This window comes from Allobosea sp. 67-29, from assembly GCF_001898115.1.
In the GTDB taxonomy this organism is placed as follows: domain Bacteria; phylum Pseudomonadota; class Alphaproteobacteria; order Rhizobiales; family Beijerinckiaceae; genus Allobosea.
The window spans coordinates 348,059-368,784 of sequence record NZ_MKSQ01000026.1; the positions used below are offsets into that span (position 1 = coordinate 348,059).

Annotated in this window: 15 protein-coding genes; 11 read left to right on the forward strand and 4 right to left on the reverse strand. The window is 67.8% G+C overall.

The features are described from left to right. Positions 1 to 79: 79 nt before the first annotated feature. Positions 80 to 1,054, reverse strand: a complete 975-nt coding sequence (locus tag BGO20_RS20750) for a TAXI family TRAP transporter solute-binding subunit (RefSeq protein ID WP_440142615.1) — start codon at positions 1,052 to 1,054, stop codon at positions 80 to 82. Positions 1,055 to 1,407: 353 nt separating this feature from the next. Between BGO20_RS20750 and BGO20_RS20755 the strand changes: the two genes are divergently transcribed. The 3 genes from BGO20_RS20755 (at position 1,408) to BGO20_RS20765 (ending at position 4,206) form a co-directional block, all read left to right on the forward strand. Beyond that, complete coding sequence (locus tag BGO20_RS20755) at positions 1,408 to 2,406, forward strand: ABC transporter substrate-binding protein (protein WP_291659363.1); 999 nt, start codon at positions 1,408 to 1,410, stop codon at positions 2,404 to 2,406. Between the two features lie 91 nt (positions 2,407 to 2,497). Next, positions 2,498 to 3,322, forward strand: a complete 825-nt coding sequence (locus BGO20_RS20760; RefSeq protein WP_291659364.1) for an ABC transporter ATP-binding protein — start codon at positions 2,498 to 2,500, stop codon at positions 3,320 to 3,322. Positions 3,323 to 3,333: 11 nt separating this feature from the next. Next, positions 3,334 to 4,206 carry an ABC transporter permease gene (locus tag BGO20_RS20765; RefSeq protein ID WP_291659365.1) on the forward strand — a complete coding sequence of 291 codons (873 nt, stop codon included), beginning with the start codon at positions 3,334 to 3,336 and terminating at the stop codon, positions 4,204 to 4,206. Positions 4,207 to 4,209: 3 nt separating this feature from the next. Here BGO20_RS20765 and BGO20_RS20770 read toward each other — a convergent pair whose 3' ends face one another. After that, on the reverse strand, positions 4,210 to 5,604 hold the full coding sequence (locus tag BGO20_RS20770; protein WP_291659366.1) for a sensor histidine kinase: 1,395 nt from the start codon (positions 5,602 to 5,604) through the stop codon (positions 4,210 to 4,212). Beyond that, the gene (locus BGO20_RS20775) at positions 5,601 to 6,269 is read right to left on the reverse strand and encodes a response regulator transcription factor (protein WP_291659367.1); all 669 of its coding nucleotides are present in this window, start codon (positions 6,267 to 6,269) and stop codon (positions 5,601 to 5,603) included. The genes BGO20_RS20770 and BGO20_RS20775 overlap by 4 nt, the downstream gene beginning before the upstream one ends. Positions 6,270 to 6,639: 370 nt before the next feature. Here BGO20_RS20775 and BGO20_RS20780 point away from each other — a divergent pair, with 370 nt between their 5' ends. The 8 genes from BGO20_RS20780 (at position 6,640) to BGO20_RS20815 (ending at position 19,543) form a co-directional block, all read left to right on the forward strand. Next, positions 6,640 to 8,391 carry a ShlB/FhaC/HecB family hemolysin secretion/activation protein gene (locus BGO20_RS20780; RefSeq protein ID WP_291659368.1) on the forward strand — a complete coding sequence of 584 codons (1,752 nt, stop codon included), beginning with the start codon at positions 6,640 to 6,642 and terminating at the stop codon, positions 8,389 to 8,391. A 32-nt stretch (positions 8,392 to 8,423) separates the two neighbouring features. Beyond that, positions 8,424 to 12,323 (forward strand): two-partner secretion domain-containing protein, encoded by a 3,900-nt coding sequence (locus BGO20_RS20785; RefSeq protein ID WP_291659369.1) that lies wholly within the window; start codon positions 8,424 to 8,426, stop codon positions 12,321 to 12,323. 128 nt (positions 12,324 to 12,451) lie between these two features. Beyond that, positions 12,452 to 14,440, forward strand: a complete 1,989-nt coding sequence (locus tag BGO20_RS20790; protein ID WP_291659370.1) for a caspase family protein — start codon at positions 12,452 to 12,454, stop codon at positions 14,438 to 14,440. Between the two features lie 72 nt (positions 14,441 to 14,512). Next, complete coding sequence (locus tag BGO20_RS20795; protein WP_291659371.1) at positions 14,513 to 15,478, forward strand: hypothetical protein; 966 nt, start codon at positions 14,513 to 14,515, stop codon at positions 15,476 to 15,478. A gap of 268 nt (positions 15,479 to 15,746) precedes the next feature. Next, positions 15,747 to 16,883: an ABC transporter substrate-binding protein gene (locus BGO20_RS20800; RefSeq protein WP_291659372.1), complete on the forward strand. Its 1,137-nt coding sequence runs from the start codon at positions 15,747 to 15,749 to the stop codon at positions 16,881 to 16,883. An 11-nt stretch (positions 16,884 to 16,894) separates the two neighbouring features. After that, positions 16,895 to 17,956, forward strand: a complete 1,062-nt coding sequence (locus BGO20_RS20805) for a FecCD family ABC transporter permease (protein ID WP_291659373.1) — start codon at positions 16,895 to 16,897, stop codon at positions 17,954 to 17,956. A gap of 3 nt (positions 17,957 to 17,959) precedes the next feature. Next, positions 17,960 to 18,745: an ABC transporter ATP-binding protein gene (locus tag BGO20_RS20810; protein ID WP_291659374.1), complete on the forward strand. Its 786-nt coding sequence runs from the start codon at positions 17,960 to 17,962 to the stop codon at positions 18,743 to 18,745. Positions 18,746 to 18,748: 3 nt separating this feature from the next. Continuing rightward, a complete protein-coding gene (locus tag BGO20_RS20815; RefSeq protein ID WP_291659375.1) occupies positions 18,749 to 19,543 on the forward strand; it encodes a class I SAM-dependent methyltransferase in 795 nt (264 codons plus the stop codon). Positions 19,544 to 19,658: 115 nt separating this feature from the next. Here BGO20_RS20815 and BGO20_RS20820 read toward each other — a convergent pair whose 3' ends face one another. Continuing rightward, complete coding sequence (locus tag BGO20_RS20820) at positions 19,659 to 20,693, reverse strand: GSCFA domain-containing protein (protein ID WP_291659376.1); 1,035 nt, start codon at positions 20,691 to 20,693, stop codon at positions 19,659 to 19,661. Between the last annotated feature and the right edge of the window lie 33 nt (positions 20,694 to 20,726).

The window sequence follows — 20,726 nt, forward strand, 5'->3', positions numbered from 1 at the left end:
TCGGCTCTTCAGCTTCCGGGGAAAGCAAGAAGGCGCGGTGGTGGCACCGCGCCTTCGCGAGAACGGGTTCTCGGGCTGCTCACTTGAGCAGGCCGGCTTCCTTGTAGAAGCGCTCGGCGCCGGCATGCAGCGGCACGCCCTGAAGCCCGCTCAACGCGGTTTCCTTGCGGATCGCCTTGCCCTTCGCATGGCCGGCATCCAGCGCAGCGCGGGTCTTGTCGTTCCACAGCGCCTTCGTCACCGCGTAGACGGTATCGGCCGAGATCTTGGAGGACGTCACCCAGTGCGCGCCGACGGCGACCGTCTTCACCGCGCCCACGCCCTTGTAGGTATCGGCCGGAATCTCGTCGGCCGAGAAGAACGGCGACTCCTTCCGCAGCTTGTCGATCTCGGGCCCGGCGATCGGGAGGATGTCGATGCCCGACCCGGTCGAGGCCAGCTCGGAGATCGCCGCGGCGGGGAAGCCGCCGGTGAAGAAGAAGGCGTCGAGCGAGCCGTCCTTCATCTGTTCGGCCGCCTGATTCGGCTTCACGAACTCCGCCTTGATGTCCTTCTCGGTGACGCCGAAGGCGCCGAGAATGGCCTTCGCGTTGAGCAGCGTGCCGGAACCGGGCTCGTCGAGCGAGACCTTCTTGCCCTTCAGATCGGCGATCGACTTCACGTTGGCGGCCTTGCGCACGACCAGGTGCACGCTCTCCGGATAGAGATTGGCGATCGAGCGCAGTTCCTCGACCTTCGGCTTGCCCTGGAAGACGCCGGTGCCGGAATAGGCCCAGTAGGCCACGTCGGCCTGGACGAAGCCGGATTCGGCGGCACCGCTGACGATCGCGTTGACGTTCGCGACGGAGCCGTTGCTGGCGACGGCCGTGGCGACGAGCTGCGGCGGGTTCGAGATCGCGTTCGCGATCAGGCCGCCGATCGGATAGTAGGTCCCGGCGGTGCCGCCGGTGCCGATCCGGAAGAAGGCCGGCGCCTGGGCAAAGGCGAGCCCGGCGGCGAGAGCCGCTCCGCCGAGCACGAGCCCTGCCGCGGCGAGTTTGGAACGAAAACGCAGTGCCATGTATTCAGTCTCCCGATGAACGGGGCACTTTCTAGGGCTTTGCGCGCCGGATCAACCCGAAAATGGCAAAACTGTGTTCCGGGCGTGCCGATCCACTGCCAGAGGCCGCTTTCCTGTCCCGCGCGGGCCCGCCGGCGCGGAGGCAAGCGAGCGACGGCCCAGCGAGGGTTGATCCGGCGCTGCCCAGCGGAAGCGTCCAGGCAGAAACGCTCTCCGGACCGCGGAATGCGCCCCGGCCGGGGCGAAAGGTTGGTGAAAGCTTGGAGGGCTAAGCAGGCTGGCATCGCCGCCAAACCGTCATCCAGAACGGTATCCGGGCGAGAGGACGCAAACCAAGGAGCCTGCCCATGCGCATTCGTGCCGCCATCTTTTCGTTCGCCCTCGTGTCGACCCTCGCGGGTTCGTCCGCGGCCTTCGCCGCCGACAAGGTCACGATCATCGTCGGGGGATACGAGAAGCAGATCTACCTGCCCGCGAAGCTGGCCGAGAGGCTCGGCTACTTCAAGGACGAGGGGCTCGATGTCGAGCTGCTCAACGAGGCCGCCGGCGTCGATGCCGAAAACGAGATGCTCGCCGGCGCGGTGCAGGGCGTGGTCGGCTTCTACGATCACTGCGTCGACCTGCAGGCCAAGGGCAAATTCGTCGAGTCGGTGGTCCAGTTCAGCCAGGCGCCGGGCGAGGTCGAGCTCGTCTCGAGCAAGTATCCCGACGTGAAGTCGATGGCCGATCTCAAGGGCAAGAACCTCGGCGTCACCGGGCTCGGCTCCTCCACCAACTTCCTGACCCAGTACCTCATGATGAAATCGGGCGTGCAGCTCAGCGACTTCACCTCCGTGCCCGTCGGCGCCGGCGCCACCTTCATCGCCGCCATGCAGCAGGACAAGATCCAGGCCGGCATGACCACGGAGCCGACGATCTCGCGGCTGCTGAAGACCGGCGAGGCCCGCATCCTCGTCGACATGCGCTCGATCGAGAAGACCAAGGCTGCGCTCGGCGGCACCTACCCTGCCGCGTCGCTCTACATGAGCACGGCCTGGGTCGAGAAGAACAAGCCGACCGTCCAGAAGCTCGCCAACGCCTTCGTCAAGACGCTGAAGTACATCAAGACCCACAGCGCCGAGGACATCGCCGACAAGATGCCGAAGGATTACTATGTCGGCGACAAGGACGGCTACGTGAAGGCGCTGGCCGACGGCAAGGGGATGTTCACCGCCGACGGCGTGATGCCGCAGGGTGGCCCGGAAACGGTTCTCGCCGTGCTGTCCGGCTTCTCGAAGAACATCAAGGGCAAGCAGATCGACCTGTCGAAGACCTACACGACCGAGTTCGTGAAGGCCGCGAAATAGGTTTCGGCTCCGGGGCCGGCAGGGGCCGGCCCCTCACTCTCCCATTCCCAGCGCAATCGCACGGCGCCGCTCGCGCGGCGAAGGAGGCCCCATGTCTGCAACCGACGCGGCCGGCGGCCCGGTCGTCGAGCTGATCAACGTCTCGCGCCGCTTCATCACGCCCGACGGCAAGTCGATGACGGCGATCCGGGACTTCAACATGAGCGTGGCCCGCGGCGAGTTCGTCGCCGTCGTCGGCCCGACCGGCTGCGGCAAGTCGACGACGCTCAACCTCGTCACCGGCCTGGCACGGCCCTCCAGCGGCGAGGTCCGGCTGTTCGGTCAACCCGTCACCGACATCGACCCGCGCATCGGCTTCGCGTTCCAGACCGATGCGCTCTTCCCGTGGCGCAGCGTCATCGACAACGTCGTCGCCGGCCCCCTCTTCCGCGGCAAGCCGCGCGACGAGGCCTATGCCAAGGCGCGCGAATGGCTCGCCCGCGTGCATCTCAGCGGTCATGAAACCAAGTATCCGCACCAGCTCTCCGGCGGCATGCGGAAGCGCGTCTCGCTGGCACAGACCTTCATCAACGAGCCGCAGGTGCTGCTGATGGACGAGCCCTTCTCGGCGCTCGACGTGCAGACCCGCGTCGTCATGCACGAGGTTCTGCTCAATCTGTGGTCGGAAGCGAAGGCCTCTGTGATCTTCGTCACGCACGACCTCGAAGAGGCGATCGCGCTTGCCGACAAGGTCTATGTGCTGACCTCGGGCCCCGCCACGGTAAAGGCGATCTATCCGGTCGAGTTGCCGCGCCCGCGCATCGTCGGCGAGATCCGCTACCAGGAGGACTTCATCGCCCTGTCCCGCCGCATCTGGGACGACCTGCGCGCCGAGGTCGAGCGCGGCAGCGCGCGTGACGAAGCCGTCGCGGCCTGAGGAGACACCCCATGACCGACGCCACCCTCGCCTCCCCCGTGTTCCGCCCCGGCACCTCCGACGCCGAGATCGAGGCCGCCGCGGCCAAGGCCGCCCGCAATCGCTATTACAAGGTGCTGTTCTGGCGCTGGGCCATCCTGGTCGCCATCCTCGGAAGCTGGGAGCTCGGCGCCCGGACCGGCTATATCGATCCGTTCTTCTTCTCCAGCCCGAGCGCGATCTGGGACCGGCTGGTCGAATGGACGATCGAGGGCACCTCGGAAGGCTCGCTCTGGCTCCATCTCTACGTGACGATGGAAGAGGCCGTGCTGGGCTTCGTGATCGGCTCCGTCGCCGGCATCGTCGTCGGCATCGCGCTCGGCCGCAACCAGCTGCTCGCGGACATCTTCTCGATCTACATCAAGGTGTTCAACTCGATCCCGCGCGTCGTCTTGGCGCCGATCTTCATCATGATCTTCGGACTCGGCATCGGCTCCAAGGTGGCGCTCGCCTTCATCATGGTGTTCTTCGTCGTCTTCGCCAACGCCTTCCAGGGCGTGCGCGAGGCCGACCGGAACCTGATGGCCAATGCGCAGATCCTCGGCGCGCGCGGCTGGCAGCTCACCCGCTCGGTAGTGATCCCCTCCGCGATGAGCTGGATCTTCGCCTCGCTTCACGTCAGCTTCGGCTTCGCCATCATCGGCGCCATCGTCGGCGAGTTCGTCGGCTCGCGCCACGGCATCGGCCTGCTGATCAACATCGCCAAAGGCACCTTCGACGCGGCCGGCATGTATGCCGCGATCGTGGTGATCATGATCGTGGCGCTGGCCGCCGAGTATCTGATGACCTGGGTCGAGGGCCGGCTCGCGACCTGGCGCCCCGCTCCGCTGCAGGATCAGCATTGAGCCTCAGCCGGGCGGCGGCTCCGGCGCCGCCGCCGGCAGCCTGACCTCGACGCGCAGCCCCGGCGGGGGCTGCGTTTCCATGAGCAGGATCGCACCGTCATGGGCGGCGACGATCTCCTTGACGATCGCGAGCCCGAGCCCGGTCCCCTCGATCGTCGAGGGTGCGAGCCGGTGAAAGCGCTCGAAGACCCTTTCGCGATCGGCGGCAGCGATTCCCGGCCCGTTGTCCTCGACGGCGAGCAGCACCTGCCCACCTTCCCGCGCCAGCCGGACGGAGACCGCGCCGTGCCGCGGAATGTGGCGCAGCGCATTCTCCACGAGGTTGACCACGAGCTCCCGGAGGAGCGTGACGTGGCCGACGACGGACAAGGGCTCAGGCGCCCCGTCGAAGGACAGGTCGATCGCTCGGGCGAAGGCGATGCCGGCCAGGCTCTCCGTGGCGGAGCGTGCGACCTCGCCGAAATCGAGCGCCTCCTTGCGCAGCGCGGCGCCGCCGGGCTCCGCCCGCGCCAGGGTCAGCAACTGGTTCACCAGCCGGCCCATGCCGTCGACGCCGCCTTCGATCGCCGCCAGGGCCTCGCCCCGCATCTGCGGGTCGTCGTCCCGACGCGCCATCGCGACCTGGGTCTTCAGCACGGCAAGCGGCGTCCTGAGCTGATGCGACGCATCGGCGACGAAGCGCCGCTGCAGGGCGATATAGGCCTGCACCCGTTCGAGCGCGTGGTTCAGCGCGTCGATCATCGGCCTGAGCTCGCTCTGCACGCCGCCGCGGTCCAGTGCCTTCAAGGATTCCGGGTTCCGGCTGCGCAGCTCGTTGCGCAGCCGGAGCAGGGGAGCAAGGCCGCGCCGGAGCCCGAAGAGCGTGAGCAGGGCGGCGATCCCGACGAGGACGAGCTGGTCCCTGAGAGAGGTCAGCCAGATCTCGTCGACCAGCCGGTCGCGGCCATGCAGCGTCGTGGCGACGATCACCAGCGCGTTGCCGCCATCCACCTTCGAGATCACGGGCTGGGCCAGAGCCACCGCGCGCATCGCCTGGGTGCGGAACTGCCCCTCGTAATAGGCGGGCTCCAGCCCGCGCGGCCGCATCGGTGGCTCGACCACGTCCGGAAAGCCCGCGATGAGTTCGCCGGAGGGCGAGAGCACCCGGTAGATCACCTTGTCGCGGTCCGGCGAGGCGAACATTTCCAGCGCGGAAGGCGGGATCATCGATTCGATGCGCCCGTCCGCCTCCTTGACCTGCTCGGCGATGACGCGGGCGGAGGCGAGCAGGGTCCGATCGGTGATCAGATCCGCCGTCCGGGTGGCGTCGCGATGCAGCGACCAACCATTGAAGGCGACGACGGCCGCCAGCGGCAGCAGCAGCCAGCCCAGCAGCTCGGCGCGCAGGCTCCGGCTCACTCGACCAGCCTCAGCGCATAGCCGAGACCACGCAACGTGCCGATGGAAACGCTGCCACCTCCCAGCTTTTTGCGCACGCGATGGACGTAGATTTCCAGAGCGTTGTCGGTCGCATCATCATCGAGGCCGAAGACGGTGCCGGTCAGTTTGGCTTTCGGGACGACCCGGCCGCCAGCCAGGATGAGCGCCTCGAGTACGCTGAATTCCCGCGCGGTCAGCTCGAGCGGGACACCCTCCAGCGTGAAGCGCCGCCCCTCCGTCTCGAGCACCAGCGCACCGAAGCTGACCTGCGCCGTGCGGTGGTCCTGCCTGCGCCGCAGCTGCGCGCGGATGCGGGCCTCGAGCTCGTCGGGCTCGAAAGGCTTGACCAGATAGTCGTCGGCTCCCGCATCCAGCCCGGCGACGCGGCTCGACACGGCGTCGTTCGCCGTCAGGATGATGACCGGCGTCACACCGCGGCGCTGGCGAAAACGGCGCAGCAGGTCGAGCCCGCTCATCTGCGGCAGGCCGAGGTCGAGAATGATCAGGTCGTAATCCTGTGTGGCGAGAGCGGCATCGGCATCGGCACCGTCATGGACGCAATCGACGACATAGCGGCTCTTCTGCAGTAGCCGTGACAGCCAGTTGGCGAGATCGACATTGTCTTCGATCAGGAGGATTCGCATGGGGTCCGGGTATGGCTGTTCCGCGTGAGATATAGGCAGATCCCGCCTCGGCTCAAAGCATCTTGCCCCCGCCGCGCCATCCCATGTGCAGCGCCGCCAGCCGCGCGCCCCCTTACCTGACGTAATATCCGCGGCGGCCATAACCGAAACGGGCATCGGATTTATACTTTTCTTCGTGCAACTCATTCATTTGACGGAGGCTTCACCTGGGATTGCGCTGGCAAGATTCCTGCGTCACACCCGAATCGACGCCGTGAAGCTGTTACAGATCCGCAACTCGACCGCAGTAGAACGCAAATGAAAGCCATTTTTACCTTGACGCACGCACCGTGAGTTGCTGCCCTCGCCAAAGGACAGGAAACTGATGCGGATGGCTTTCGGTCTTCAACGGCGAATGAGCGGCGCCGGGCTCGTTCTGGCGGGCGGCATTCTGCTGTCGTCATCCGCCTTGGCCCAGACGGCCAGCCAGATCACGCCGCCCAGCTTTCGCCCGGCGCAGCCCGGCACCGGCGGCTCGCTGCTGTTCACCGGCAAGCCCGGACTCGACGCCCCCGCCGGCGCCGACCGCCTGCAGATCCGGTTGTCCGGCGTCAGCATCGAAGGCGGACGTGGCGAACTTGCCGCCGAGCAGGAGCGGCTGCGGGCGAGGCTTGTCCGCGGCCGCATTCCGGCTTCCGAATTGTTCGCTGCGGCGCGGGACCTGGAGGCGGCCTATGCCCGGGCCGGCTATGTCCTGACGCGCGTTCTGCTGCCGGCGCAGAACCTGCGCGACGGCGGGCGCCTGCGCATCGTCATCGTCAGCGGCTATGTCGAGCGGATCGACGCCGGCGCCGTTCCGGAAAGGGTGCGCGCCCGGGTGGAACAGGTGCTGGCTCCCCTGATCGGCAAGCGGGAACTGCGCCTCGCCGAGATCGAGCGCCGGCTGATGATCGCTGGCGACACGCCGGGCGTCGCCCTGCGCTCGGCCCTTTCGCCGGGCAAGCAGCTCGGCGCCACCGTGCTCGTCGTCAGGGCGGAATACCGCCCGGTCTCGGGAAGCGTCGGCTTCGACAACACCCTGTCCAGCTCGCTCGGCCGCACCACGGCAACCGCCGGGCTCGACGTCAGCAGCGTCTTCGGCTTCGGCGAGGCGCTCTATCTGCGGGCCGCCGGACATCCCGGCGGCTCGGATGCGACCGGCTTCGGCGGGCTCTTCGATTCCTATCCGCGCATGCGCACCCTCTCCGGCGGAGCCGTCATCCCGCTGGGCGTCGACGGGCTCACGCTCAACCTGGAAGCCACCGAAAGCCGCACGACGCCGAAGCCGCCGCTCGGCCTGCCCCAGACCGCAAGCGTGTTCGATCGCTACTCCGTGCGGCTGCGTTATCCCTGGCTGCGCTCGCGCGCGCTCACCTTCGCCTCGGAGCTGATCTTCGACGCCGAGGAAGAGCGGGTCGACGTCCTGTTCAGTGGCGCCAAAGTGCCGCTCTCGCTCGATCGCCTGCGGGTGCTGCGCGCGGCGACCGACGGCACGATGCAGCTGCCGAATGGCGGGGCCTTGTCCGGCCGTGCGATCTTCTCGGCCGGGCTCGACGCGCTGGGCGCCCGCAGCGCGGCGGACGCCACGCCCCTCCTGCCCTTGTCCCGGCAGGGAGCGGACGCCGATTTCCGCAAGTTCGAGGCGATCGTCTCCTTCGCGCAGCCGCTGACGGAGCATCTCGGAATCGCCGTGCTTGCGAGGGCCCAGACCTCCTTCAACCAGGCCCTGCCGCGCGCCGAGCAGCTCGGCATCGCCTCCTTCCAGGAGCTCTCGACCTTCGACGCCGGCACGCTGGGCGGCGACAGCGGCTGGGTGGTCCGGGCCGAGGTGAATTCACCATGGCAGATGTCGCTCGCCGGCATCCCTGTTTCCGCCACCCCCTACGCCTTCGCCGCGACCGGGGCGCTGTATCTGCATCGCGCCACTGCGGTCGAACAGGCGACGACCCATGTCTCTTCGATCGGCCTTGGCCTGCGGCTGGGGGCGACCCTCGACCCGTCCTTTTCGCAGGCCTCGCTCGCACTGGAATTCGGGCGCCAGTATCGCGACGACCTGCTGCCCAACGCCAATCGTTTCACCATGGTCGGCTCGATTCGCTTCTGAGGATCACCGCTCGGTTTCGAAAGGAATCGCGGATGAATGGTAAGATCGCAGTCTGGTCCGCGTTGCTCGCGAGCACCTGCCTCGTCCCGCTTGGGTCGAGTGTCGCCGGCGAGCTCCCGGCCGGGCCGTCCGTCGCACACGGCACGGTCGGCATCGCCGTGCCCGGCGCGAATGCGATGACGATCCAGCAATCGTCGCCCACCGCCATCGTCAACTGGCAGAGCTTCTCGATCGGCGCCGGAGCCGCCGTCAACATCCAGCAGCCGTCGAGCGCGTCCGCGCTGCTCAACCGCGTCACCGGCTCGGCGAGCTCCACCATCGCGGGGCAGCTCAACGCCAACGGACAGGTCTACCTCGTCAACCCCAACGGCATCATGATCACGCCGAGCGGCACCGTCAGGGCCGGCGGCGGCTTCGTCGCGTCGACGCTGGGCATCAGCGACGAAGACTTCGCGGCCGGCCGGCGCAGCTTCACCGGAACCGGAACCTCGGCCGCCGTGGTCAACCAGGGCAGCATCGAGGTCGGCCCCGGCGGGTACGCCGCCCTGCTTGGCGGCTCGGTCGAGAATGCCGGGACGATCAGCGTCCCGCTCGGAAAGGTGGGCCTCGGCGCGGGCGAACGGGCGACTCTCGACATCTCCGGCGACGGCTTCCTGGAAGTGGACGTGCCCTCGGGATCGGCTGGAGAGAAGGCGCTCATCCAGCATAGCGGCCGGATCAGCGCGAATGGCGGGCGGGTCGAGATCAAGGCGGCGACGGCCCGCGAAGTCGCGCGGCAGGCGATCAACCTGACCGGCGTGGTCGAGGCCCGTACCGTGAGCGGCCGCTCGGGCGCCATCGTGCTGGGCGGCGGAGCCGGCGGCACGGTGACCGTCTCGGGACGGCTCTCGGCCAGCGCCAGCCGCCATCGCCGCAAGTCCGCCGCGTCCGCGAAGGGCGGCTCCATCACCATCACCGGCGATCGCATCGGGCTGGCCGGGGCGACGATCGATGCCAGCGGCCCGGCGGGCGGAGGAACGATCCGGATCGGCGGCGACCTGCAAGGCGGCGGCACGCTGCAGCATGCGCGCAAGACCGTCGTCGACGGCAACACCCGGATCATCGCCGACGCGACCGAGAGCGGCAACGGCGGCACGATCGTGTTGTGGTCGGACGAATTCACGGGCTTCGGCGGCCTGATCCGAGCCAGGGGCGGCCCGCAGGGCGGGGACGGCGGCTTCGCCGAGGTCTCCAGCAAGGGCGTGCTCGGCTACGCCGGCCAGACGATCCTGACCGCAGCACGCGGCAAGTTCGGAACGCTCCTGCTGGACCCCTACGACATCTATATCGAGAGCGGGCCGACCACGAGCGGCTCCCTGACCGGCTCGCCGCCCAACCTGGACTTCACGCCGAGCGGGCCGAATTCCGTCATCAGCGTCGCCGACCTCCAGGCCGCGCTGGCGACAGCCAACGTCACGATCCAGACCGGCGGCTCCTCCAGCGCGGGGGCACAGGCCGGCAACATCACGGTGGGGGCGCCGATCAGCTGGGCCCAGTCGTCGACGCTGACGCTCGACGCCAACAACAACATCGTCATCGGCCAGGCGATCACCGCGCCGGCAGGTGGTCTCGTGCTCTCGGCCGGCGGGACCATCACCACGCCCCTCAGCTATGGTCGCTCGGACGGCACGACGGCGACCTCGGCCACTGCCGCCGGAGCGATCAATGTCGGAACCTTCTATCTGCAATCCGGCTCCTGGCAGCAGGTATCGGCGTCATTGCCGACCTTCGCCGCCACCAACTTCCGGATCAACAGCAGCTTCCTGCGCGCGCTCGGCGGCGATGGAACCGCGGCCAATCCTTACGCGATCAGCGACGTCTACGGCCTGCAGGGCATCAACACGATCACGGATCTCAGCGGCGGCCTCGACCTGACACTGAACTATCGGCTGGCGAACGACATCGACGCCAGCGGCACAAGCCAGTGGACCAACGGCAGCGGCACGGTCATCGGCTTCACGCCGATCGGCGGCAATGCGACCCATGGCCTGCCTTATGCCGGAACCTTCGACGGCCAGGGCCACACCATCAGCGGACTCTTCATCAACCTGCCGGGCGCCAGCCAGGTCGGGCTTTTCGGCAATCTGTCCGGCACGGTGGAGAAGCTCTCGCTGACGGGCGTCAACATCACCGGCGGCACGACAGTCGGTTCCATCGCCGGCAGCAATTCCGGGACCATCAACGACGTCCGCGCTAGCGGGAGCGTCGCGGGGCAGAATTATGTCGGCGGGCTGGTCGGTCAGAACTATGATTCCGACAACCCCTCGCCCACCGTGCTGCCGGTCATCACGCGCTCCATGGCTAATGTCTCGGTGCTGGCCGGCACCGGCGCACAGAGCGTCGGCGGCCTCGTCGGCAACAACGAAGGCACGATCTCGCTTGCCTATGCGACCGGCTCGGTAACGGCAGGCGGCGGCGGAACCGCCATCGGCGGCCTGATCGGCACCAACGGCAATGGCTCGGTGTCGCAATCCTATGCGACCGGCGCGGTTGACGGAGGCACCGGCAGTACCGCCGTGGGCGGTCTCATCGGCTTGAACTTCGCGCCGGTATCGGCGTCCTTCTGGGATGTGACGAGCACCGGGCAGGGGCAGGGCATCGGCTCGGATTCGACCGGCAGCGCCGCGCCCACCGGCCTGACGACCGCGCAATTCCAGAGTGCCGGCAGCTTCGTGCCTCTGGCGGCTGCGCAGGGCTGGAGCTTCGAGGCCGACTGGGCTCCGCCGGCTGCCGGCTTCTACCCTGTGCTCTACGCCCTTGCTCCGGTCGTCCGAGCCGTCACCGACGGTACGGCTCGCCCCTATGGCAGCACTTCGGCCTTTCCGCTGCTTGCGAGCTATGGCGGCCCCAGCAGCTATGTTTTCGGGCCGTCCGGCGATAGCCTGGCTCTCACCAACCCCTTCTCGAGTGCGGCAGGCGCCACGAGCGGCGTCGGAACCTATGCCGTCACCGGCCTCGACCAGATCAGTTCCCTCGGTGTCGCCTACCGTGTCGTGGCGACGCAGACCGATGCGGCGCTCGCCCCGACTCTTACGGTGACTCCAGCCGCGCTGACACTGACCGCCAACAATCAGCTCAAGCCTTACGGCGTGTCCTTCACCTTCTCCGGAAGCGAATTCAGCGCCCTCGGCCTGCAGAATGGCGAGACGATCGGATCGGCCGCGCTTTTCAGCGCTGGCGCACCCGCGGCGGCAGGCATCGGGCTTTACGCGATCCTGATCGGCAGCCCGGCGGGTGGAACCTTCGACCCGAGCAACTACGCGATCAGCTTCGTGCCGGGAACGATGACCGTGGCGGCCGATCCGACGTTGATCGACACGCCGCCGGCAGGCAATCCCACGCCGCTTCTGCCGACCACGACAGTATCCCTGCCGAACCCGCCCGACAGCTTCGACCTCGGTGGAACCGGGGGTGCCGGCGGGGTTGGCGGCGGTGGCCCCACCCTCGGAACCGGCCGCCCCGGCGAGCTCGATGCCGCGCGCGATACGCTCGCTTCGATCGAACGCTCCTCCAACGACCTCGAATCGAAGGTGGCGAGTTGCGAAAGCCAGTTCGAGCGCCAGAAGAAGGCGGTGAGCGAATACAAGAGCTGCGTGGGCGACGCGCTCGAGCAGTTCGCCGACGCGCTTGATGCGAAGGCCCTGACCCTGCCCGGGCCCATGCGCGGCATACCTGCGGCGATCCGTCAGGCGGCCCGCAAGGTCCGTGCGGCACGGACGATCCAGGAGGCGCGTGCGGCTGTCGGCGAGGCCGTTGCCGAGGTCCGCAAGGCGATCGCCCTGCTCAGAGCCGACGACCCGGCGATCGGCCGCGTCCAGCTCCAGCAGGCCAGCCGCATCGCCTCTGCGCTGGGATCGGTCGAGAACAGGCTGTCGCGTGCGACGGGCCTGTGAGGTCGCATCGCCGCGGCGAACCCGGCCCAGTCCGGATATGGACGCCCCTCTCCGGTGCGGCTAGAAATTCGTCGCGGGGGCCCGATGACATTGCTGGCGTGAGAATGCCCGGCTGGAAGAGCTTTGCGATGTCGATATGCTCAGGCGGCGGGAGGGCGCGGGGACGGTCGCTGGCCGGTGGCATCGTCGTGATGACGCTCCTGCTCGCCGCCCTCGTGGCGAGCAGCCCCGCCGCAGCGGAACGGCGGGTCGCCCTGGTCATGGGTCTGAGCGCCTATCACGGCCTGCACGAGCTCAAGAATCCGAAGAACGACGCAGCCGACGTCTCGGAGGCGCTGCGGCAGCAGGGCTTCGAGGTCCTGTCCGGCGAGGATCTCGGCCTCGCCGCGATGCGTGATCTCATCAAGCGCTTCACCGCCCGGGCGCGGGAGGCCGATGTCTCGCTGTTCTACTATGCGGGGCACGGCTTCCAGATCGACTCGCAGAATTACCTCGTGCCCGTCGACGCCGATATCCGCGACCCCGCGAGCATCAAGCAATCCATGATCACCCTGCAGTCGATCCTGTCCGGCCTTGAAGGCGGCCGGGGGATCAACCTGATTTTCCTGGATGCCTGCCGCAACAACCCGATACCGCCGGGCGCGGCCGGAGTGGGGGTGACCTTGCGGGACGGGCTCGCCCGTGTCGGCAACGCCGCCAACTTCCTGATCGCCTATGCCACCCAGCCCGACAATGTCGCCTATGACGGCGCCGGTCGGAACAGCCCCTTCGCGACGGCGCTGATGAGCCATATCGCCACGCGCGGACAGGATATCGCCGCGATGATGATCAAGGTCCGTCGCGATGTCATCGCCGCGACCGGCGGGCAGCAGATCCCCTGGGAGAACTCGTCCCTCACCCGGCAGTTCGCCTTCCGCCCCGGAGCTCCGGAGACGGCGTCGCCGGAAGTCCAGCTCTGGCAGCTCGGCGTCGGCCTGCGCGATCCGGCGCTGCTGAAGCTCTACATCGACCGCTTCCCCACCGGCGCTCATGTCAGCGAGGCGCGCAGCTATCTGGACCCGACGAAGCTGGCATCGCTCGAAGGCAGCGCCCCCCGCGGCACCGACGCCACCGGCGACGACACGATGTGGGAGCTGGCGTCGCGGGTGCGGCTGAGACCGCTCACCGAGTTCTATCTGCAGCGCTTCCCCGCCGGAAAGCACATCGAAGCGGCCCGAAAGCAGCTCGAGGCGCTGCCGGACACCAACAGTGCCGACATCGCGCCGGAGACGCTGTGCGAAAGGCTGGCAACCCATCCGCGCGACGCCACCGCCAATCTGGACGGCGTGCCGCTCGACACGCTCGTCGCGAATGCCGATCGGGCCATCGCGGCCTGCCGTCAGGCGATGGCCAACCATCCGGAGATGCCGAATTATGCGGCGCTGCTCGCACGGGCGCTCTGGGCGGCGAACCAGCGTGGCGAGGCCCTCGCGCTCTATCGCAAGGCGGCCGAGCGCGGCAATCTGCGCGCGATGGTGAGCCTCGGCCTGATCCTAGAAGCGGGAGACGGTGTCGCCAAGGACGTGCCGGCTGCCTATCGCTGGTACGAGCGCGCCGCAGCGGGCGGAAGCGCCGACGGGGCCATCAACCTCGCCGTGGCCCTGATGCAGGGCAGCCCCCTGCCGCGCAACGCGCCCCGTGCGCTCGCGCTGCTCAAGGCCGCCTCCAGCCAGGGCTCGGCCATCGCCACCTTCAATCTCGGTGTCCTGGCCGAACAGGGCGTCAACGGCTCGCCGGAGCAGGCTCTCGGCTATTTCCGCAAGGCCGTCGAACTCGGCGATGTCCGCGGCTACCGCGCCGCCGCGGTTCTCCTGGACGAGGGCCGCGGCACCCGCAAGGATCCGGATGCGGCCGCGGAATCGCTCCTGCGGGCCGTCGCGGCCGACAGCGGCGACACGCTCGACGAATTGACGAAGGCCTCGAAGAACTGGTCCGCCGACACCATCCGCGCCGTCCAGCGCCGGCTGCAGCGCGAAGGCTATTATCAGGGCGCCTTCGACGGTCGGACCGGGCCGAGGCTGCGCGAGCCCTTGCAGCGCTGGCGCAACGTCGGGAGCCTCTTTCCGAGCAACGGGTAGTTGCCGGGGGCCACGCCGGCGGGCATGTACCCGCTTGCGACCCGCACGCGCGGACAAACCGGAGACGCCCCGATGAGCGATCGCCTGCTCTATCTCTCCCGCCACGACGTCAAGGCGCTCGCGATCGAGCCGGCAGAGGCACGCGAAGCGGTGCTTCGGGCCTTTCGAGATCACGCCGCCGGCCTCAACAGCAGCCTACCCAAGAGCATGCTCGCCCTCGGCCCCGGGCACGGCTTCCAGGCGATGACGGCGGCCTCCCGGGTCGAGGGTGTGGCAACCCTGAAATGGGTCTCGATGGCCCCGGCCGGCCTGGCTGGCACGGCGCCAAGCGTCAGCGCCCTGATCTGCGTCAGCGACTATACAAGCGGCCGGCCTCTCGCCGTGCTCGACGGCGACGAGATCACCCTGATCCGCACCGCCGCTCTTTCGGCAGCCGCAGCATCGCTGATGGCGCCAGCCGAGCCCCGGACGATTGGCTTCGTCGGCTGCGGGCTGCAGGCGCATGCCCATCTCGCGGCCTTCCTGAGCCTCTATCCCCGCCTGTCGACGGTGCTGGCGCTGAGCCGGAGCCGCGCCTCGGCGGAACGCCTCGCCGAGGCCGCACGCGCGCGTGGTCTCGATGCCGATGTTGTCTCCGAAGCCGCGACGCTGCTCGCCCGCAGCGATGTCGTCGTCTCGATGGTGCCGGGCGCTCCCGGCCTGAGGCCTTTTCTCGACGCCCGCCTGATGAAGCCTTCGGCCTTCGCCGCCGCCGTCGATATCGGCCGCAGCTGGATTCCGGAAAGCCTGCCCGCCTTCGACGTGCTGGCGACGGACAGCCTGGAACAATCCAAGGCGCCCTATGATGTCGACGGCAATCCGGTGACCACCGTCACCTTCGGGCATGATCTCGTCGGGCTGGCCGGAGGCGCCGGTGCCGCGCGCGATCGGCGCGCCTTCTTCTGCTTTCGCGGTTTCGCCATCGCCGATCTGGCGCTGGCGCACCTCGCCGTCGCGCGTGCGCGGGAACGCGGCATCGGCACCGACCTGCCGCGGTGACGCGGGTCCTTCCGCCCTTGCGGGCCGGCGCCGAGCGGCTTGCGGGCGAAGTGTCCGGAACCGGCTGATCAAAACCATCGGCCGCCACGACGATCAAGCCCACGAAATTCCTCGAGGATCTACTTTAGAATAAATCCGAACGATCCGAACAGGCGTAGCATAATCCTGTATTCATTGCATTTAGAGCAATTATAAACTGCAAAATTGCTTTGCTGAACTGGAGCAGCCTGTGTTAGCGCGGGGTCATCTTTCTGGATGGATCTCTGTCATGGCCGCTTCCCGTTGGCTTCCCCGCCTGATTTCAGCGTTGGCACTCGGCATGGCCGTGCTCGGCGCATCGACCGCATCGGCGGAAACCATCGAGGTCACCGATCTTGCCGGCCGCGTCGTCAAGGTCACGCGCGACCCGCAGAAGATCGTGCTCAGCGAAGGGCGCCAGCTCTACACGCTGGCGATGCTGGACCGCGACGATCCCTTCAGGCGCGTCGTCGGCTGGGGCAACGACCTGATCGCCAATGATCCGGGCGCCTGGCAGAAATACCTGGCGAAGTTCCCTAAGGCCAAGGACGTGGCCGACATGGGCAACCCCTATGCCGCCGATGTCAGCATGGAGAAGATCGCCGCGCTCGGCACCGAGGTCTACATTCTCGACCTCTCCAACTACTTCAAGGCCCAGGAAACCGGCCTGCTCGGCAAGCTCGAAAAAGCCGGCATCGCCACGATCTTCGTGGATTTCCGGCAGGACCCGACGCAGAACGTGCTGCCGAGCGTGCAACTGCTGGGCCGCGTGCTCGGCCGCGAGAAGGAGGCGAACGCCTTCGCCGACTACTACCTCCAGCAGACCCGGCGCATCTACGCCCGCATCGGCGCCATTCCCGACAAGAAGAAGCCGCTGGTCTTCGTCGAGCGCGCTGCCGGCCTGCTGCCCTGCTGCGCCACCTTCGGTCCCTTCAATTTCGGGCGCTTCATCGAGGAAGCCGGCGGACGCAATTGGGGCAGCCAGTATTTTTCGGCCTTCCAGGCGCAAGCCGCGCAGGAGAAGGTCCTCTCCGACAACCCGGACGTCTATTTCCTGACCGGCGCCAACTGGTACGGCAGCAATCCGGGCAGCACCGCGGTCAGCCTCGGCTATGACGCGACGCCCGAGAAGGTACAGAAGGAGCTTTCGGCCCTGATGGGCCGGCCGGGCTTCCAGCAGCTCAAGGCCGTGCAGGGCAAGAAGGTGATGGCCTTCTACCACCAGTTCTATGACGCACCCTACTACTTCGTCGCCGAGCTCGCGATGGCGAAGGAATTCTATCCGGACCTGTTCAGGGATATCGACCCGGAAGCCGTCTTCAAGGAATTCCACGAGAAGTTTCTGCCGATCTCCTACTCCGGCGTGTTCTGGGCCAAGCTGCAGTGAGGTAGGGGCGGATGGCCGCTGTCATGCCCGCGGCGGCTCATGCCGCCACGGATTATCGCAAGCGCAATGCCCGCCGCCTGCAGCTCGTCCTGCTGGGACTGCTGGCCCTCGCCCTGTCGCTCGCCCTCGACGTCTCGATCGGACCCGGCAACCTGCCGCTTGCCGACGTGCTGCGGACGCTCGCCGACCCGCAGGCGGCCTCGCCACGCCTTGCCGTCATCGTCTGGGACCTGCGCCTGCCGGTCGCACTGATGGCGCTGGCGGTCGGCGCCATGCTGGGTCTCGCCGGAGCGGGCATGCAGACGATCCTGTCGAACCCGCTCGCCGACCCGTTCACGCTTGGTGTCTCGGCCGCCGCGACCGTCGGCGCCTCGGTCGCGATCGTCACCGGCTGGAGCGTCCTGCCCGGGGCCGGCCCCTTCATCGTCACGGCCAACGCCTTCGTCTTCGCGCTCGGCGCCTCGCTCATCCTGTTCTTCATGACCAAGCTGCGCGGCGTCAGTGCCGAGACCATGATCCTGGTCGGCATCGCCCTGCTCTTCACCTGCAACGCCGTCACCGCCCTGCTGCAATACCGCTCAAACGAAGTGCAGCTCACCCAAATCGTGTTCTGGACGCTGGGCAGCCTCGCCCGCGCGACCTGGGCCAAGGTCGGCGTGGCGGCGCTGCTGATCGCGCTCGCCCTGCCGTTCTTCCTGATGCGCGGCTGGGCGCTGACGGCGCTTCGGCTCGGCGACGAGCGGGCCGAGAGCCTTGGCATCCGCGTCGACCGTCTGCGCCTCGAGATCCTGATCGCGACCTCGCTGCTCGCCGCCGTCTCGGTTTCGTTCGTCGGCGGCATCGGCTTCATCGGCCTGGTCGGACCGCATATCGCCCGGCTGCTGGTCGGCGAGGACCAGCGCTTCTTCCTGCCGGTCGCGACGCTGGCGAGCGCCACCCTGCTCTCGCTCGCATCGAGCCTGTCGAAGGCGATCACCCCCGGCGTCATCTACCCGATCGGCATCATCACCGCGCTGATCGGCGTGCCGTTCTTCTTCAGCCTGGTCATGTCGATCCGCAGCAGAGGGGTGTGAAGCATGGCGCTCGCGATCCACGATCTCTCCTTCCGCTACGGTGCGACGCCCGTGCTGACGCGGCTTTCGACGGGAGCATTGCCACGCGGCGAGCTCGCGGCGCTGGTCGGCCCCAACGGCGCCGGCAAGTCGACGCTCTTCCGCTGCGCCGCCGGGCTGCTGCGGCCGCAGGCCGGTTCGGCCACGCTCGATGGCGCCGACCTCGCCCCGCTGACCGGCCGCGAGCGGGCGCGCAAGATCTTCTACCTGTCGCAGGACACCGAGGCCCGCGTCGCGCTCTCGGTCTTCGACGTCATCCTGCTCGCCCGCAAAAGCCTGCATCGCGGCTTCGCCCTGGCCGCCTCGGCCGACGACATCCGCGCTGTCGAGGCCGTCATCGCCGAGCTGGGCTTGAGCGCCTTCGCCTCGCGCGACATCGGCACGCTCTCCGGCGGCCAGCGCCAGCTCGCCGCGATCGGCCAAGCGCTGGTACGAGAGCCCGACGTGCTCCTGCTCGACGAGCCGACCAGCGCGCTCGACGTCCGCCGCCAGCTCGACGTGATGGCGATCATTCGCGAGGCGACACGCCGGCGCGACATCGTCACCGTCGTTGCGATCCACGACCTTTCGCTGGCAGCGCGTTTCGCCGACCGTGTCCTGGTCATGAACGACGGGGGCATCGCCCGGGCCGGCGCGCCCGCCGAGGTGCTGGCCCACCGGGCGGTTTCCGAGACATACGCCGTCGGCGTGCATCTCGAGCGCTCGGCACGCGGCACGTTGCTGGTCGAACCCTATATCCGGACTGAGTGAATCATGTCGGTACCCACCCCATCGGCACCCGCCCCCCAGGACAATTTCTCGCTCAAGGAGGAGATCCGCGCCTACTGGTCCGCCCGTGCCGAGAGCTTCGACCTGTCCTTCGGCCATGCAATCAAGTCGGACCGCGAGTTGCAGGCCTTCCAGCGGCTGATCCGCGGCGCCTTCGGATCGGAGCCGCTCGAGGTTCTCGACCTCGCCTGCGGCACGGGCGAGATCACGCGCGCGCTGCTCTCCCTCGACCACCGCGTCACAGCGCTCGACTTCTCGGAGGCGATGATCGCCCGCGCCCGTGCAAAGCATGGCAAGGCGGCGCGCATCCTGCTCGGCGATGCCGAGCGGCTTCTCGACGACGATGCCAGCTACGATGCGCTGATCACGCGCCATCTCGTCTGGACGCTGACCGATCCCGAAGGCGCCTTCGCCGAGTGGTTCCGCGTTCTCAGGCCCGGCGGCCGGCTGCTCGTCATCGACGGTGACTGGGTCAACCGCAGCCGTTGGCAGGCCCTCGTCAACCGCTTCGGCAACTGGCTGCGCGACCGCCGCGGCGCGCCGGTGCACCAGATCGACGCCGACACCCACGCCTCCATCACCAAGCGCTTCTACTTCCGGGACGGCCTCAGCCGCGAGAGGCTCGAAACCATGCTGAGGGCGGCAGGCTTCGGAGAGATCGCGCCGGCCGACTATCACCAGGTCGTCCGCGAGCAGCAGCGCGCGGCGCCACTGCACGACGCGATCCGCCTCGCCTCCTCGACCCGCTTCGCCCTGGTCGCGCGCAAGCCCGGACCCTAGGCCCTCCGGCCGCAAGAGTGGACACAACGGAAGCCCCGCGTGTCCACCTCGAGCGACGCGCGATGCGGCGGTCGATGGAGGCTGCCACCGGCAGCAACGACAGCCGGTTCGCTCGTCAGGCCGCCTGAGACCGCTCCACCGGCGCCAGATAGGCGTTCTGGAAGGTCGTCATCACATGCGCGACCATATCGCGAGCAATGTGGAGCTGGTCTTCCTGGAAGGCGATCGCCCGCGGCGAGTTGAGCACGATCTCGTAGCTCGGGAAGTAGTCGACGAAGTCGTGGCGCCGGAACAATTCCTCCGCCACCGCCCGCAGCACCGACTTCGAGGCGCTGTTGGCGACGATGACATCGGCATCCTTGAAGGTCGCGCCGAACGGCACCGGCGAGACGGTGACGACGAAGCGCATTTCCGGATGGCAATGCTCGCGGATCAATCCGAGCATCTCTTCCATGTCAGCGAGCGTCGCGTCGTAGCCATAGTCGACGAAGCGGAAGCGTTCCGGCATCCGCTGCAGCCAGTTCGGGCCAGGATGAGCATTCATCGCGATTCCGGTCTGCGCATCGAGCCAGGTCTCGGTCAGTCCGAGCGTAAAGAAGCAGACCCGCGCCTGCTTGATCTGCGCTGTCGCCTCGGCAAGTCGCTTGCGATTGGCGAAGGCGTTCTCGCGATCGAGTAGCTTGAGCCCACTGGCCTGCGGATCGAACCACTGTCCGGGCGCGAGCTCGATCAGCCCTTCGTCGGGGTAGCTCTCCCCGAGCAGGGCCCGCTTCAGCTCATGGGTCATCGAGCGCACCGAGTATTTGTTCAGTGCCCCGCGGGAAAGCTCGCCGCGACTGGCTCCACCGCCACGGCCGGTTTCCTCGTTCCAGCTCTCGAAATGCTCGGCCGGCACCCCGTGGCCGTTGAGCAGCAACCGCAGGCCGCGCATCATCAGGAGGTTCTCGACCTCGCGCGCGAAGCACGAGCCCATGGTGAAGATCGGCCACGAAGGATCGATCCTGAATTTCGGCTTGTGCTCGATGGCGAGATAGTCGCCCGTGGTCAGGCGCTCCTTGGCCATCCTTTCCGGTTTGCCCGAAATCCAGCCGCGCACGGGGTTGCCGCGCATGATCGAAAGCGCTGTGCCTGCATCATATTCGATCTTCATGACCGTCTCCTGATTGGTGGGAACCGATAGGCT

Excerpts from the sequence above, each read along its gene's own strand:
- BGO20_RS20755 (WP_291659363.1), top strand. The coding sequence starts at position 1,408 with ATGCGCATTCGTGCCGCCATCTTTTCGTTCGCCCTCGTGTCGACCCTC.
- BGO20_RS20760 (WP_291659364.1), top strand. The coding sequence starts at position 2,498 with ATGTCTGCAACCGACGCGGCCGGCGGCCCGGTCGTCGAGCTGATCAAC.
- BGO20_RS20765 (WP_291659365.1), top strand. The coding sequence starts at position 3,334 with ATGACCGACGCCACCCTCGCCTCCCCCGTGTTCCGCCCCGGCACCTCC.
- BGO20_RS20775 (WP_291659367.1), bottom strand. The coding sequence starts at position 6,269 with ATGCGAATCCTCCTGATCGAAGACAATGTCGATCTCGCCAACTGGCTG.
- BGO20_RS20780 (WP_291659368.1), top strand. The coding sequence starts at position 6,640 with ATGGCTTTCGGTCTTCAACGGCGAATGAGCGGCGCCGGGCTCGTTCTG.
- BGO20_RS20785 (WP_291659369.1), top strand. The coding sequence starts at position 8,424 with ATGAATGGTAAGATCGCAGTCTGGTCCGCGTTGCTCGCGAGCACCTGC.
- BGO20_RS20790 (WP_291659370.1), top strand. The coding sequence starts at position 12,452 with ATGTCGATATGCTCAGGCGGCGGGAGGGCGCGGGGACGGTCGCTGGCC.
- BGO20_RS20795 (WP_291659371.1), top strand. The coding sequence starts at position 14,513 with ATGAGCGATCGCCTGCTCTATCTCTCCCGCCACGACGTCAAGGCGCTC.
- BGO20_RS20800 (WP_291659372.1), top strand. The coding sequence starts at position 15,747 with ATGGCCGCTTCCCGTTGGCTTCCCCGCCTGATTTCAGCGTTGGCACTC.
- BGO20_RS20805 (WP_291659373.1), top strand. The coding sequence starts at position 16,895 with ATGGCCGCTGTCATGCCCGCGGCGGCTCATGCCGCCACGGATTATCGC.
- BGO20_RS20810 (WP_291659374.1), top strand. The coding sequence starts at position 17,960 with ATGGCGCTCGCGATCCACGATCTCTCCTTCCGCTACGGTGCGACGCCC.
- BGO20_RS20815 (WP_291659375.1), top strand. The coding sequence starts at position 18,749 with ATGTCGGTACCCACCCCATCGGCACCCGCCCCCCAGGACAATTTCTCG.
- BGO20_RS20820 (WP_291659376.1), bottom strand. The coding sequence starts at position 20,693 with ATGAAGATCGAATATGATGCAGGCACAGCGCTTTCGATCATGCGCGGC.